The organism is Streptomyces sp. NPDC093064, assembly GCF_044754605.1.
Taxonomy (GTDB): domain Bacteria; phylum Actinomycetota; class Actinomycetes; order Streptomycetales; family Streptomycetaceae; genus Streptomyces.
Genome location: NZ_JBIVPK010000031.1, coordinates 19,618 through 34,603, shown reverse-complemented (window position 1 = coordinate 34,603; position 14,986 = coordinate 19,618). Strand labels below are relative to the sequence as shown.

Here is a 14,986-nt window from a genome sequence, read left to right as displayed (position 1 = left end):
TCGTTTGCGAGAGACCAGAACCGGAACTGCCGCTACCGCCAACCAAGGTTCCGTTGATCCCCGAGGCCGAACTCGCCGCGCGCTACCCCAACGCCGCAGGCACCTCCCCATCGCCCCCGACCCCAGACCGCGAAACCTCGTGCTGAGCCTCAAGGCATTACGGTACAGGCCCGGCTTTCGCTGCTCCGGCGATCTTTTGTGACGCTCCTCTTGGGCAGTGGCATGGTGGCCGGTACTCCTGGCGGCTTCCAGGGGGCATCAAGACCCCAGATGGGCGAGCACTGTGCGCACGGCGCGGGTCACTGCCTTGCGGGACTCGTCCGTCGGGTCGTGGATCTCGAAGCCATGGACGCCGTGCGGGACATCGATGATCTCGATCGGGGCCTTGGTCTCCTCCGCTGCGGTCACGAACTCCTCGACGGTGGCGGCGATGTGCGGTGTCTCCAGACCCGCCCGGGTGAGCAAGAGGGGCGGCAGCCTCCTTCCGTCGGCCCGGAGTGCGCTGGTCGGGCTGAAACGCCGGGGAACCGCGCCCCAGCCGGGCAGGGGGGCCAGGATCGGATAGGTCAAGGCCAGGCAGCGCAGCCACTCGGGCGGGGCAGTGATCCAGTCCGCGGCGAGCAGTCCAGCGCCGGAGAAGAACCACACGGCGATGCGCTCCGGGTCCACGCGTGGGTCGGCCCGCAGCAGTTCGATGGCCTCGGTCACGTCGTCCGCGGACCGTACGTAGTCGGTGATGCCGTGCAGGCGGTGTTCCGCGATGGCGCCCACCGCGCCCAGGCTCGCTGCGTAGCGGGCGTAGCCGACATAGAACGGCCAGTCGCGCGGCGCGGGGTCGAGGTCGGACGGGAGCGGGCCGCCGTGCACGAACAGCACCGCGGGCCACGGCCCGTGCGGTTCCCCCGGTTCCGGTTCCCCCGGTTCCGGCAGGTGCAGGTCCACGCGCCCATTCCGCACCCGCGGCCGCTCCGGGACCTCCAGCAGGAACGGCCGGAGGAAGGACGGCTCGCCCTCGGGTGCGATCAGCCTCCGCCCCTCGCCCGCGGCCGCGCGGAGCAGGGCCTCGGCCAGTTCGTCCGGGCAGGAGAGCATCGGCCAGTGACCGGTGGCCAGTTCGAAGAAGCCCACCTGCGGATCGGCCAGCTTCCGGAACTGCGGCGGGCCGCTGCGCACCAGCGCCTCGACCGCCTCGATGGTCATCCCTCCCGCCGTGCACAGGATTCCGCTGGTCGGCACGGCCGCCACCGCGCCTGTCAGCCGCAGCGGCTGGGTCAGCGTGCGCGGCGGCTGGGGGCCGGCCAGCCGGCTCAGCAGCTGCAACTGGTGCGCCGAGAGGCCCTCCGTGCTGCCCCACCGGTGCCAGTCCTGCGGCCCCGGCAACGGTATTGGCCGGGGGTTGCCGTCGGTACCCAGCAGTTGATGCACCACCGGGTCCGGAACAAGGGCCAGCGCCGGGTCGCCGTGCTGCGGCAGCCCGGTGTCCAGGTGCACGATGCGGGCGACCCGCTCCGGGAGGCGGTCGGCCGCGCCCAGCACCGGATGGATGGCATAGTCGTGGCCGACCAGCACCACCTGCGGCGGGTCGAGGGAGTCGATCAGCCGGACCACGTCCTCGACATGCGTCTCCAGATCCGCATCGGCCTGCATGCTCAGCGTCACCGGGTGCGCCCCGGCACCCGTCTCCCGAAGCCGGTCGGCCACCGCATTCCAGATCCGCCCGTCGGTGAACGGGCCGGAGACCAGGACGAAAACAGACATCTACGCCTCCAGACAATAGGGTCGTCGCAGGTAACCTAGGAACTCCCCCTGAGGGAGGTTCAACCCTTGCCACCGGACGCCACACTGACCATCGGCGAGCTCGCCGCGCAGGCACGGACCACGGTCAAAACCGTCCGCTTCTACTCCGACCAGGACCTGCTGCCCGAAGCGGCGCGCAGCAGCGGCGGCCACCGGCGCTACGGACCCGAGGCCCTGGCTCGGCTCCGCACGATCCGGTCCCTGCGCTCCCTCGGCGTCCCCGTTCCCGAGATCAAGCGTGTTCTCGACTCCGGGGAGCCCCTGGAAACCGTTGTGGCACGCCGGTTGGATGACCTCGGTACCGAGCTCGCCACCCTGCGCTGGCGTGAGGCCGCCCTGCGGGCACTCCAGGAGGGCGCCCCGGAGCAGATGGCGGAACGCCTGGAGCTGATCGGAGCGGTCAGCGTCCCGCCCAGCACGACCGACATCGCCCACTACTGGCGCCGCCTGCTGCCCGTTCGTCTCTCCGCCCGCCTGCGCTCCACGATCACCGAGGCGGCCGTCCCGCAGCCCCCCGCCGACCCCACCACGGACCAGGTCCTCGCCTTCGCCCACCTGCACGCCCTGGCAACGGCCGCCACCGACCACTGCCTCGCGTCCCACCGGCCCATCACCGCCGAGCACCCGGACCTGCTCTACGACGGCCTGTACGAAGCCCACCAACTGGTGGACGCAGCCGTACGAGCCGACCGCACCCCCGGCCCGGGCGAGGCCCTGGACTGCTACGTCGCCGCCCACGCGCGTGCCTCCGGCACCCGGGACAGCCCCGCCTTCCGCCGCGCCCTCACTGTCCGCCTCGCCGCAGCAGATCACCCGGTGATGTCCCGCTACTGGCAACTGGCAGGAAAACTGACGCCCGAACTCACCCTCGGCGCGGCCGACTCCTGGCTCCGCGACGCGCTGGCCGCCAGCACGACAGCGGGCTGAGCCCACAGCCCTCCGAAGTCCACCTGCAGACGACGACCCCCGATGCGGGTTGACGCCCCACGCCTCAGCTGCCCGCCACCACCCGGCCCCGCGACGTCCGCGGCCGGGCGTGTGCCAGGAACCCGGTCAGCCACCGTGCGTGCTTGGGAACGAGCCTCGGCTCGAACGAGCTATTGCGATCCCGGTGAACCGCCACGGTGGCCGCGCCCGCAACGGACGCCCGGCCCGTAGGCGAGATACGGCGTCAGCTCCAAGCGGATGACGCTGAGAACGTCGTCACGGCTGACGGGGTGCTCCCGGCCAGGATGAGGGAAGGCCCCTGGGCCCGTGAGGGCGGCCCGGGGCTTTCACCCTGCGTGCTCCGGGCCCATATCAGCCGTTGGCGAGCGCCTTCACCCGGTCCAGCGCCCCGTTGAACCTGTCGTGGTCGCCGACGGTCGGGCCGGACGAGGTGTACTGCCACATGGTGTAGTAACCCCAGCCGGCCGGCAGCGTGCCGGCGGTCGAGGCGTAGCGGGCGATCCACAGGGGATTCTTGCTGGCGAAGCCGCCGTAGTTGCCGGTGCACTGGGTCCACCAGCTGGTGGCCGTGTAGATCACGGCTTCCCGGCCCGTGCGGGCCTTGCACGGGTCGCCGAGCCCGTGCATCCACATCCCCCGGCGGCGGGGCGACCGCAGCTGCGTGCTCGGTTGTGGGCGCGGACGGTGGCGCAGGTCACCTTGTCCCGGTTGCCGGCTATCTGGGCGGCACGTGGGCCCTGGTCATCTTGCGCACCTGACCGCACAAGCCACAGGGACGCGTGCCCGGCTGGCGCAGGTCGATGCCCAAAGTTCCAGGCGGTCGCTTGTCAGGCATGCGGAGAGAGTAAGGCCGCTGACCAAGCGGAAGGTTTCATGTCGGCCGGACCGGACAGGACCCGGTGCTACGTCGTTGACGGTGGTCAGGGTATCCGTTGTGTTCTGCGCACGGCACGACGGCGGGGGCTGATCACAAGGTGTCTTCTTATAGAAGACATTCTGAAAGATCGGTGGTCGTCTTGAGGGTGATGTCCGGCGCAGCATGCCTTCGTGCCTGCAGCAAATTTCCCACGAAAGCCATTGACGTGCTGGTGAATGCGCTGGCACAGTGACGCCACTTCGATAAGAGACAGTGTCTTCCTATAGGAGACGGTGCATGGGTACCCAGATTCTCACCTCGTCGCTCAAGACGCTGGAGGTGCTCGCCGCCCTGGCCGACGAACCGCGCGGCGTGGGGGTCTCCGAGCTGGCGCGCCGCACCGGGGGCAGCCGGGGCTATGTGCACCGGCAGTTGGTGACCCTGTGCGCCGGCGGCTGGGCCGAGCAGACCGAGAACGGGACCTACCGGCTCAGTCTCCGCGTCTCCCGGCTCTCCGAAGCGGCGTTCGCACAGGCCGGGCTCGGCCACCGCGCCACCGCAGTGATGGAGGAACTGGCCGGACTGGTCGACGAGACGGTCTCGCTGGCCGTCCTCGACGGCGACTCGGCCCGGATCGTGCAGCGGGTCGAGGTGGACCGGCTGCTGCGCGTCGATGCCCGGATCGAGGCGCGCATGCCGATCTCCGACACCGCCTCGGGCCGGGTGCTCACCGCCTGGGCGCTGCCGCACGATCTGGCCGCGTTGCGCGAGGCGGGTGTGCCCACCGCCGGGGACGATGAGCTGGAACAGATTCGGCTCAACGGCTACGCGATCTCGCTGCCGAACCAGTTGGAGCCGACCGTCGCCGTGGCGGCTCCGGTCTTCGACGCCAGGCGGCGGGTGATGGCGGCGCTGTCCGTGGTCGGTCCCATGGTCCGCTTCGACGCGGAGTCGGCCGCCGCCGACACCATGGCCTGCGCGGCCCGTGTCACCACGATCGTCTCCGGGGCCAGGTGACGCCCGCCACCCGACCCTGCCTCCGACTTTCCCCGGTCTCCTGCCCCGGAACCCGGGGCCCGAGCGCCCGCGTCCGCACGGACACGGCCCGCCGCAGCGCTCCCGCCGCCGCCCCTGACCGGGGCACGCGCCGGGGACCGCTGCACCTTCTGCAGCGCCCGACCGGACCACATCCCGTCAGTCCGTCCCGCCTGCGCCCCAGTCGTCCGGCCACAAGCCGTTCCGCCGCTGCGGCCGGACGCCCCTCAGCCGCACCGCCCCGGCGGCCGGCCCCCTCACCGGCCGCACGCCGCCGGCACTCTCCGGCGGCACCGCACAGCGTGACCCGAACGAAAGGATCCATCCGTGGCATCACAGCCCAGCCGGGCTGGGACCGGTGGCCGTCCGGCCGCCGAGATCATGACTCCCGCCGCGCTCTCCTCCCTCCAGGCCGACCGTCTCTCCTCGGCGCGGTCCCTGGTCAACCGGATGCTCCGCGAGGGGTGGCGCATCGAGCGCCGCTCGCTGACCGTCGAGGCCGACGGCAGCGGCGAGGCCGTCTACCGCATCCACGTCACCGGCCGTGTGATGGACTTCGCCGCCTTCGTCTTCCCGCCCTCTTCGCAAGAGCGCACCTTGCGCATCTTCGACCTCGGCTGGGACATGATGGGCGCCCTGTTCGACGGACCGGCCACAGCCGAGGACATCGAGCACACCCGCAACGAGATGCCGCGCCTCTACCACGGCCGCGCCACTGGACACACCCTCACCTGGTGCCGCTCCAACCGCTCGCTGCGCGTCTTCGAACACGTCGTGGAGGCGCTGGCCGCCGGCCGGCAGCCCGACACCGTCGCCCTCGCCCGCGTCGGCTACCTGATGCGCAACATCGGACTGGACGGCAACGGCACCTTCGGCACCCGCACCTTCCTCGCGTACGGCGAGGCCCACCCACTGGCGGTGCCGTACCACGCCCAGTTGCTGTCCGCGTACATGATGCGCGAGCTGAGCGCGGACCTCGTCGAGGCCTTGGCCGCCCGCCGCTCGGACACAGCCGTGGCACTCGACCCCGAGGTGCGCCGCTTCCTCGGTGTCGGCAACAGCTCGGCGCTCGGCCTGGTGCTGTGGGTCGGCAACCACCCGATGCTGGTGGACCGTTGGATCTCGTTGCGCGAGCAGGTCCTCGCCCATGCCCGCGCCCTCCCGGCCGCGCCCGGCTCGGCCGTCGCGGACACCCTGGTCGCGCTGCTGGAGCGGGCCGTTGCGTACCAGAGCGAGGACGTGAACAAGTACACCTGCTTCACCCCGGCCGAGCGGATCGTCGCCGATCTGCGCCTCGTGCTCGACGCGATCACCGCGCGGGCCGCCGCGGCGGAGACCGGGGGCCGGGTGCCGACCGTGGCCGAGCTGGTGGACGGCGTCGAGGGCGTCTCCGCCGAGGCTGCGGAGGTGGTCAACTCCGTCCTCACCGAGCTGGACCCGGTCGAGTCGGACCGGCTCGCGGCGCGACTCACCGTTGAGGAAACGTTTCGCCGGGATAGCGCGGCGACCACCGGCGAGCTGCGCGCGCTGCTTGCCGACCACTACGCCTGGGCACTCAGCGTCGACCGCACCGCTCCCGGCGCGGTCGCCAACACCTGGTACAAGTCCCGCTCCGCCGAGGAACCGCGCTGCGGCGCCACCGACGAACTGCCCGAGGGCACCATCGACCTCACCGTGGACATCCCCGGCATGGTCCAGGAACTCGACGACGCACTCGCCGCCGAGGACCCGGCCCTCCCCGTCGGCCGTCTCCTCGCCCGGCGTCCCGACCTGCGCGGCGCGGTCGAGCGCCTCCAGTCCCTCGCCGGGCAAGCGTACGCGTTTCCGCACGCCAACATCCGCGACGCCGACTTCGTGCCCGCCCGGATCATCCGCCTGGCCAACGCCGCCCTCTACGGCCTGGAGCGCACCAAGGACTACCTGGGCCGCGACCTGCGCGGCGTCATCTTCCAGGGGGCCCCCACCGCCACCGACCTGGACGGCGCCGACGGTGCCCGCACCTGGTTCTGGCCCGCCGTGCCGCGCCCGGCCGACGCGGTCAGCCTCGACGAGCTCGCACACCACGCCGCCCCGAACGGAGCCACTCGATGACCTCCGCCGCCCTCGTCTGTGCCCCCGGCACCGAAGGCACCGCCGACCGTCTCGGCCGTACCTGGCAGAACGCATCCGACCGCGAGACCCTCCACCTCTCCCTGCGCGAACTGCGCCTCATCACCGAGCGGTTGCTCCAGGCGCAGGGCCTCGCGCTCGGCGCCGTGCACGCCGTACGCGACCTGGTGCTGCACGCCCAGGCCGCCGGACTGCCCGCACTTCATTTCCTCGCCGACGGACTCGGCGACGCCGACCGCGCCCACGCCGGCCGGGTGGACATCGCCGCAGAGAGTCCCGGCGCGCTCGTCGTGGACTGCCTCGGTCAAAGTGCCCTCGTCGTGGCCCCGGCTCTGCTCGACCTGCTCCAGGCGGAACCCGGCGAGCGTGTCGTGCTGTGGGCCGGGCGCGTCGAGCGGGCCGAACTCGCCGCCGTACTGGAGCACCAGGGCGTGGACCGGGGCGTGGTGATCACCGTGGAAGCCGCCGCCTCCTCCGCCGCACCGGCCGCCGGGCTGCCCCAGGTCCCCGGGGCCCTGGCCGGCGAGGGCGTGCTCCTGGTCATGGAGCGCCGCGCGCCCGAGCTGCCCGACGACCCCGAGCTGCGCCGTCTGCTGCCGCTCGTCGGCTCGCTGCCCGCCGCCCGCGCGGTGCACACCGGTGTGGAGACCTCGACCGCCCTGTGGTGGTCGCTGTTCGACGACTCCGCGAAGGCGCTGTCCACCGAGTCGGTGACCTCCCTCAAGCACGCGGGCGCGACCACCGTCGACGACAACGGCGTGATCGAGCCCGACCTGACCGACGACGTGGACTTCGTCGGCAGTACCCGCGGCGACGCGGGCGGCCACAACGACACGGCCACGGCCACGAACGGCGAGGAGCAGCGGTGAACATCGACGGACTCGAGTGCGGCGTCTTCAACCGGACGGTCTTCGAGGAACTGCGCGCCGGCCACGTGGACTGCGTGACCAACACCATCGCGTTCTGGGAGAACGCGGCGGAGACCATGCAGGCCCTCGCCGACTGGTACGAGTTGGAGCGTGAGAACTCCGACCTGATCCGCATCGCGTACTCCACCGCCGACATCGAGGCGGCCGCCGCCGAGGGCCGCACGGCGGTCCTCATGGGCACCCAGAACGCGTCCCCGATCGAGGACCGGCTCGACTACATCGAGCTGTTCGCCCGTATGGGTCTGCGCGTCATGCAGCTCACGTACAACATCCAGAACACACTGGGCGCGAGCTGCTACGAGACCACCGACGCCGGGCTGACCCGCTTCGGCCGCAACGCAGTCGAGGAGATGAACCGCTGCGGCATCGTCGTCGACTGCTCCCACGTCGGCGATCGCACCTCGTACGACGCCATCCACGCCTCAGCCGTGCCGGTGGCGATCAACCACGCCAACCCGCGCGAGTTCTTCGACCACGCCCGCAACAAGCGCCCCGAGGTCCTTGACGCGCTCGCCGAGCGCGGCGGTGTGCTCGGCCTGTCGATGTACCCGAACATCGCCGGCGCGTGGTGCGATTCGGTCGAGGACTGGTGCCAACTGGTCGCCCGCACCGTGGAGCGCATCGGCGTGGAGCACGTCGGCGTCGGCTCCGACCTCGGCCGCTTCCTCACCGAGGAGGACATGGTCGAGATGCGCAAGGGCCACTGGACACGCGGCCCCGAGTACGGCGCGGGCAAGCCGGGCCAGTCGCCGGTCGTGTCGGACCCGGAGTGGTTCGAGACGGCCGCCCAGTTCGGCAACATCCCCGAGGGCCTGGCCAAGGTCGGCTTCTCCCCCGCCGAGGTGGAGAAGCTCTGCGGTGGCAACTGGCTGCGCCTGTACCGCCAGACCATCGACGTGGACCTGCAGGGCGGCCGGCCGGCCGCACCCGCCGCCTGACACTCTCCCGGCCGGCGGCGGACCGCACACCCGCCGCCGGACGGCACGCGCCCGGAACGGGCCCCACTTCCCGGCCCGCCCGGACCCGCCGTACGAAGCGATCCCTCCGCCTCCACCATGCCCATCTCTCCGAGTGGAGACCCCCGTGACCCACCATCCCAGCAGACCACCGGCAGGCGGCCCACCAGCCCGGCTGCGCCACCGCGCCCTGGCCGCCCTCGGCCTGGCCGTCGCCCTGACGGCCTCGCTCACCTCCTGCGCGACCGTGGGCGTGCCGGCCGAGGCCGCCCGCCACACTCTCGTCGTCGACACGGCGTTCAACGCCAAGTCCATCGACCCGGCCCGCGTCTACCAGCCCACCGACTATCTCGTCGACCACGCCCTGTACGAGACGCTGACCACGTACAAGGGCGACGACCTGCGCACTCCCGTGCCCGGCCTCGCCGAGTCGTGGACCAACTCCGCCGACGGGCGGACCTGGACGTTCACCCTCCGCGACGACGCCCGCTTCAGCGACGGCACGCCGGTCGAGGCGAGCGACGTCGTCTTCTCCTTCGACCGCCTCCGTCACGTCGACGCCAGCCCCGCCTACCTGATGTCCGGCCTCACCCTCGAGGCCAAGGGCACGCGGACCGTCGTCCTCACCACCGAGGCCCCCCGCGCCGATGTGCCCGCCATGCTGGTCACTCCGCAGTTCGGCGTACTCAACGCCGACGCGGTGCGCGCCCACGGCGGCACCGACGCGAAGGACGCGGCCACCCAGGACAAGGCCGAGGCCTGGCTCAACACGACGTCCGCGGGCTCGGGCCCGTACCGGCTGAAGAGCTACAGCAACTCCTCGCAGATCGTGCTGGAGGCCAATCCGGAGTACCACGGCGTCACCCCCGCGTACCGGCGAGTGATCATCCGGAACGTGCCCTCGGCGCAGCAGCAGCTGCTCGGCGTACAGTCCGGCGACTCACAGATCGCCCTCGACATCTCCGCGCTGCAGAGCAAGGGCCTGGGCGGCGGCGCCCTCACTGTCGACGACAGCCGGGCCGCCGAGGTGCTCTACCTCGCGGTCAGCCGCGACAAGAGCCTGCCCACCGCCGACGACGACCTGCTGAAGGCCATCCGGCTCGGCATCGACTACAAGGGCCTGGTCGAGATCGCCGGCCCCGGCTCCACCCAGGCCACCGGCATCCTGCCGACCGTCTTCACCGGCGGCCTCGGCAAGGAGGACGCCACTGCCCACGACCCGCGGACGGCCCGCGCGCTCGTCGAGAAGGTCAAGGAACGGCGGGGCCTGAAGAAGATCGAGCTGACCCTCGACTATGCCGGCGACTACCACCGGCTGGCCGGGCTCGACTACGGCGTCCTGTCCCAGCGCATCCAGAGCGACCTGGAGAAGATCGGCGTCACCGTCACGCTCCGCCCCTCGCCGACCTCCACCTCCCTGCAGCGGTACGTGGACGGCAAGACCCAGCTCGCCCTGTGGTCCTACCCACCCGACTACCTCGACCCGCAGAACATCCTCGGCTTCGCGCCCGGCGACTTCCTCTCCAAGCGCGTCCACTGGCCCGCCAAGGCCGCGCCCCAGCTCGCCGCTCTCACCAGGAACGCGTACGCCTCGGTCGCCGAGAAGGACCGGCTCACCGCCTACCGGGCGTGGAACCGCGCGATGAACGAGAGCGGCCCATTCGTCCCACTGCTGGAGCCGAACTTCGTCACCGTGGCCTCCTCCAAGGTCACCGGACTGGTCCGCAACCCGCTCTACTACCTCGACCTGGCCGCGCTCGGCCGCTCGGAGGAGTGACCCCATGACCGACACCGCCCCCAGCGCGGCCCTCGCGGACCGCGTCCCCACCCCCGCCGGCCCCGCTCCCGGACCCGTCCAGGGCCCGCTCCGCGTCCGCCGCAGAATGCCGCCCATGCCGGCGTACGTGCTGCGCCGCGTCGCCTCCTCGGCGCTGATCGTTCTCGGCGTCACCCTGGTCACGTTCCTGCTCAGTTCCGTCGTCCCGGCCGACCCGGCCACCGCCAACCTCGGTCAGCGCGCCCTCGACGACCCCGGGATCGTCGCCCGCTACCGCGCCGAGCAGGGCCTCGACCGGACGCTGCCGATGCAGTACCTCACCTACCTCGGCCACCTCGTCACCGGCGACCTGGGCACCTCGCAGCAGACCCAGCGCCCGGTCCTCGACGACCTCGCTGACAAGCTGCCCGCCACCCTCGAACTGGTCACCGCGGCCACCCTGCTGGCCCTCGTCGTCGGCGTGCTGCTCGGCGTCCTCTCCGCCCGCGGCCGCGGCGGCCGTCTCGACCGGATCGTCCGCACCCTGTCGCTCGCCGGCGTCTCCCTGCCGACCTTCTGGATCGGCATGGTCGCAGCCGTGGTCTTCGTCAAGAACCTCGGCGCCCTGCCCGGCTCCGGACGGCTCGCCCCCGCCCTCGATCCACCGCACCAGATCACCGGCTTCTACACGGTCGACGCGCTGCTCGACGGCGACCTCGACACCTTCGCCTCGGCCACCGCCCATCTCGTCCTGCCGGCCTCGGTCCTCGCCCTGTCTGTCGTCGGCATGGTGCTGCGCTTCACCCGCAGCGCCGTTCTCGAATCGCTCTCCTCCGACTTCGTCAAGGCCGGACGCGCCAAGGGCCTGCGCGAACGGGGCGTCCTGTGGGGCTACGCGGTCCGCTCCTCCTCCGGCCAGCTGATCACCGCCACCACCCTCTCCTTCGGCCTGCTGCTCGCCTCGACCGTCTACATCGAGCAGCAGTTCTCCTGGAACGGCATCGGCCAGTACGCCTTCCGCAGCTCGACCAACCTCGACCTGCCCGCCGTGATGGGCGTCTCCATCCTCACCGCCCTGGTCTTCGTCGTGGTCAATCTGATCGCCGACCTGCTGTACGCCGCCTTCGACCCGAGGATCCGCCTCTCATGACCGCCATCCTTTCCCCGGCCACCGCACCGGGCCGCAGCAGAAGCCGGATGTCCGGCACGCTGCGCTGGGCGCGCCGCCACCCCGCGCAGGGCGTCGCCGTCTGCGTGCTCCTGCTGTGGCTGGCCGTCATCGTCCTCGCGCCCCTGCTCGCCCCATACGACCCACTCGACCAGAGCGCGGTGCCCCTCGAAGGCCCGTCGTCCGCGCACTGGCTGGGCACCGACCCCGCAGGCCGCGACGTGCTCTCCCGCGTCCTGTACGGCGCCCGGCTGTCCGTCCCGGTCGGCCTGCTGCTGGTCACCGCCGCCGCTGTCATCGGCACCGCCGTCGGCCTCGTCGCGGGCTTCTTCGGCGGCTGGGTGGACGAGGTCCTGATGCGCGTCACCGACGTCGTCTTCGCCTTCCCGGTGATCATCCTGGCGATGGCCGTGGCCGCCTCCCTCGGCCCGTCCCTCACCAACGCCGTCATCGCCGGAGCCCTCGTCTGGTGGCCCGGCTACGCCCGGACCGTGCGCTCCACCGTGCTCTCGCTGCGCGAGTCCGACTTCGTGCACGCCAACCGGCTCGCGGGCGTCGGCTCGGTCCGCTCCATCCTCGTGGACCTGCTGCCCGGCGTCGCCGGCTCGCTGCTCGTCCTCGCCATGCTCGACGTCGGCGGCGCGATCCTGCTCCTGTCCGGCCTGTCCTTCCTCGGCCTCGGCACCCGGCCCCCCGCCCCGGAATGGGGATCGATGATCTCCGAGGCTTCGCAGTACTTCAACCAGTGGTGGCTCGCGGTCGTCCCCGGCCTCGCCATCGTCACGGTCGTGATCGCCTTCAACACCCTGGGCGACGCCCTCCGCGACCGGCTCGACCCCAAGCTCTCGACGCCTGGAGAACGGTCATGAGCAGCGACAACACCCTCAACCCGCGCCACGGCGACTCCCTCGACGGACCCGGTCCGGGCCGCGACGCCGCGGACGCGCCCGACGCCGCCGTCCCGCTGGACTCCCGAGCGGGCACCGGCACCGCCCGCACCGGCACCGAGGGCGCCGAACCCCTGCTGCGGGTGCGCGGCCTGACGGTCACCCTGCCCCGTGCCGGGCGCGAGGTCCGGCTCGTCGACGGCGTCGACCTCGACGTCCGTCCCGGCAAGGTCCTCGGCATCGCCGGGGAGTCCGGGAGCGGCAAGACCGTCACCGGCATGACCCTGGTCGGCCTCGGGCCAGACCGGGCCGCGGTGACCGGCTCGGTCCGCTTCGACGGCCGTGAGCTGGTCGGACTGTCCGACAAGGAGTGGGGCCGGGTGCGCGGCCGGGAGATCGCGGTCGTCTTCCAGGACCCGTCCTCCTCGCTGCACCCGATGCTCACCGTCGGACGCCAGATCACCGACCACGTCCGCCGCCACCAGGGCCTCGACCGCAAACAGGCCGCCGCCCGCGCGATCGAACTCCTCGACATGGTCCGGATCCCCGGCGGCGCCTCGGCCGCCGCCCGCTACCCGCACCAGTTCTCCGGCGGCATGCGCCAGCGCATCGCCATCGCCTCCGCCCTGGCCTGCGGCCCGCGCCTGCTCATCGCCGACGAGCCGACCACCGCCCTCGACGTCACCGTCCAGGCCGGGATCGTCAACCTCCTCGACGAACTGCGGCGCGAGACCGGCATGGCGATCGCCATGGTCACCCACGACCTCGGCGTGCTGTCCTCCGTCGCCGACCGGATCGCGGTCTTCTACTCCGGCCGCGTCGTCGAGGCCGGCACCGCCGCCGAGGTCATCGGCGCGCCGCAGCACCCGTACACGCGGGGCCTGCTGGCCGCGCTGCCGCACACCGCGCTCGGGCAGCGCTCCGCGGTCGGCCGCGCCGTGCCGCTGCGTCCCATCCCCGGCTCGGCCCCGGCCGCCGACGCGCTGCCGCCCGGCTGCCCGTTCCACCCGCGCTGCGCCACCGCCGTCGACGGCTGCGACCGCGACCGGCCCCTCCCGGTGACCGTCGGCCCCGCCCGTACGGTCGCCTGCGCACTGGCCGAGCCCGGTGTGATCCGCCCCGCCGACGAGCCGATGGCCCCCGCCCCCGGCGCCCTTTCGGCGGCCGGCACCCCCGCAGGGAGGAACGCATGACCGCGAACGCCGGCGCCACCGCGCCGCCGCTGCTCCGCGTCGACGACGTGGTCGTCGAGTACCCGCGCAAGGGCCTGCCGCCGATGCGTGCCCTGGCCGGGGTGAGCCTGGAGGTCGCCCCCGGCGAGATCGTCGGCATCGTCGGCGAGTCCGGCTGTGGCAAGTCCACTCTGGCGCGTACCGTCACCGGGCTCGTCCCGGCGCACTCCGGCTCGGTCTTCTTCGACGGCACGGCGGTCGGCGCGATGGGGCGCCGCCGCCGCGACCCCGGTCTGCTGCCGCTCCAGATGGTGTTCCAGGACCCGAACGCCTCACTCAACCCGCGCCGCACCGTCGGCGCGCAGATCGAGGACGTCGTGGTCGCCCGTGACCGGGGGCACGGCGTGAGGCGGGCGCGCCGCGACCCGCGGGCGGCCCGCGAGGCCGCCGAGGCGCTGCGCCGGGTCGGCCTGCCGGGCGGGGCGGCGGAGAAGTATCCGCACGAATTCTCCGGCGGTCAGCGGCAGCGTGCGGCGATCGCCCGCGCGCTCGCCTCCCGCCCGAAGATGATCGTCGCGGACGAGCCGGTGTCGGCTCTGGACGCCTCCGCCCAGGCCACGGTGGCGAACCTACTGCGCGACCTGTCGCGCGAGGAGGGCATCGCGCTGGCGTTCATCTCGCACGACCTCGCCGTGGTCGGCGCGCTCGCCGACCGGGTCGTGGTCATGTACCTGGGCCGCGTGGTCGAGACAGGCACCGTCGAGCAGATCTGGTCCGCGCCACAACATCCCTATACGCAGGCCCTGTTGGCAGCCGTGCCCGTGCCCGACGGCACCGGCGCTCGGCCCGAGGCGCTGACCGGTGAGGTCCCGGACCCGGGCAGCCCTCCGCCCGGCTGCCGCTTCCATCCGCGGTGCCCGCTCGCCACCGACCGCTGCCGGACCGAGGAACCGGTGCTGCTGCCGGTGCCGGGCGCGGCAGCCGGAGAGACGGCCGGGTCCCGCGTGGCCTGCTGGGTCGCGCAGGACCGTGAACCGACCGACGCCAGGCGCTGACCCCGCCGACCGCCGGGTGCGGAACGGATGCTCCGAACCCGGCGGTGCCATCCGCCGTCCCGGCTGCGGCCGGCCCCACCCGGATCCGGCAGCCTCTTACGCGACCGCGTCCATCTCCCCCACCACCCACAACCAACTCAGGAATAAGGGGAGAGAGGAGGGTTTTGACGATCCCTCGCTGCCCTGGAAACCTGTTGCGACAAGGGGGAATGCAGGACTCGCTGGTGCCGGGCACGGAAGTGGCTTCGGCAGTGGGAACGCAAGCCCGGCGACGCGGTTGTGCAATCTGTGCGGCTGCGCGGCGGAGCTCACGCCCCT

12 protein-coding genes are annotated in these 14,986 nt (G+C 72.3%); 10 read left to right on the top strand and 2 right to left on the bottom strand.

The annotated features are described in order from the left end of the window. Window positions 1-258 precede the first annotated feature (258 nt). Window positions 259-1,758, bottom strand: a complete 1,500-nt coding sequence (locus tag ACIQFZ_RS29425; protein ID WP_402692612.1) for an alpha/beta hydrolase — start codon at window positions 1,756-1,758, stop codon at window positions 259-261. Between the two features lie 66 nt (window positions 1,759-1,824). On the opposite strand from ACIQFZ_RS29425, the gene ACIQFZ_RS29420 reads away from it, so the two are divergent. Continuing rightward, window positions 1,825-2,724, top strand: a complete 900-nt coding sequence (locus ACIQFZ_RS29420) for a MerR family transcriptional regulator (RefSeq protein WP_365426774.1) — start codon at window positions 1,825-1,827, stop codon at window positions 2,722-2,724. A 372-nt stretch (window positions 2,725-3,096) separates the two neighbouring features. Here the strand turns inward: ACIQFZ_RS29420 and ACIQFZ_RS29415 are convergent, their stop codons facing one another. Continuing rightward, a complete protein-coding gene (locus tag ACIQFZ_RS29415) occupies window positions 3,097-3,378 on the bottom strand; it encodes a GH25 family lysozyme (protein WP_383061468.1) in 282 nt (93 codons plus the stop codon). 520 nt (window positions 3,379-3,898) lie between these two features. Between ACIQFZ_RS29415 and ACIQFZ_RS29410 the strand changes: the two genes are divergently transcribed. From ACIQFZ_RS29410 to ACIQFZ_RS29370, 9 genes are all read left to right on the top strand, one after another. Next, window positions 3,899-4,618, top strand: a complete 720-nt coding sequence (locus ACIQFZ_RS29410; RefSeq protein ID WP_365426768.1) for an IclR family transcriptional regulator — start codon at window positions 3,899-3,901, stop codon at window positions 4,616-4,618. A 345-nt stretch (window positions 4,619-4,963) separates the two neighbouring features. After that, window positions 4,964-6,727, top strand: a complete 1,764-nt coding sequence (locus tag ACIQFZ_RS29405; RefSeq protein ID WP_365426765.1) for a hypothetical protein — start codon at window positions 4,964-4,966, stop codon at window positions 6,725-6,727. Then, window positions 6,724-7,614: a hypothetical protein gene (locus tag ACIQFZ_RS29400; protein WP_402692611.1), complete on the top strand. Its 891-nt coding sequence runs from the start codon at window positions 6,724-6,726 to the stop codon at window positions 7,612-7,614. The genes ACIQFZ_RS29405 and ACIQFZ_RS29400 overlap by 4 nt, the downstream gene beginning before the upstream one ends. Further along, window positions 7,611-8,612: a membrane dipeptidase gene (locus ACIQFZ_RS29395; RefSeq protein ID WP_402692610.1), complete on the top strand. Its 1,002-nt coding sequence runs from the start codon at window positions 7,611-7,613 to the stop codon at window positions 8,610-8,612. Before ACIQFZ_RS29400 ends, ACIQFZ_RS29395 begins: the two co-directional genes overlap by 4 nt. Window positions 8,613-8,757: 145 nt before the next feature. Next, window positions 8,758-10,407 (top strand): ABC transporter substrate-binding protein, encoded by a 1,650-nt coding sequence (locus ACIQFZ_RS29390; RefSeq protein WP_402692609.1) that lies wholly within the window; start codon window positions 8,758-8,760, stop codon window positions 10,405-10,407. A 4-nt stretch (window positions 10,408-10,411) separates the two neighbouring features. Beyond that, on the top strand, window positions 10,412-11,536 hold the full coding sequence (locus tag ACIQFZ_RS29385) for an ABC transporter permease (RefSeq protein ID WP_402692608.1): 1,125 nt from the start codon (window positions 10,412-10,414) through the stop codon (window positions 11,534-11,536). Further along, entirely contained in the window at window positions 11,533-12,423 is an 891-nt protein-coding gene (locus tag ACIQFZ_RS29380) for an ABC transporter permease (RefSeq protein WP_365426750.1), read from the top strand. Before ACIQFZ_RS29385 ends, ACIQFZ_RS29380 begins: the two co-directional genes overlap by 4 nt. Next, a complete protein-coding gene (locus ACIQFZ_RS29375; RefSeq protein WP_402692607.1) occupies window positions 12,420-13,634 on the top strand; it encodes an ABC transporter ATP-binding protein in 1,215 nt (404 codons plus the stop codon). The genes ACIQFZ_RS29380 and ACIQFZ_RS29375 overlap by 4 nt, the downstream gene beginning before the upstream one ends. After that, window positions 13,631-14,668: an ABC transporter ATP-binding protein gene (locus ACIQFZ_RS29370; protein WP_365775895.1), complete on the top strand. Its 1,038-nt coding sequence runs from the start codon at window positions 13,631-13,633 to the stop codon at window positions 14,666-14,668. The genes ACIQFZ_RS29375 and ACIQFZ_RS29370 overlap by 4 nt, the downstream gene beginning before the upstream one ends. The last annotated feature ends 318 nt before the right edge of the window (window positions 14,669-14,986 follow it).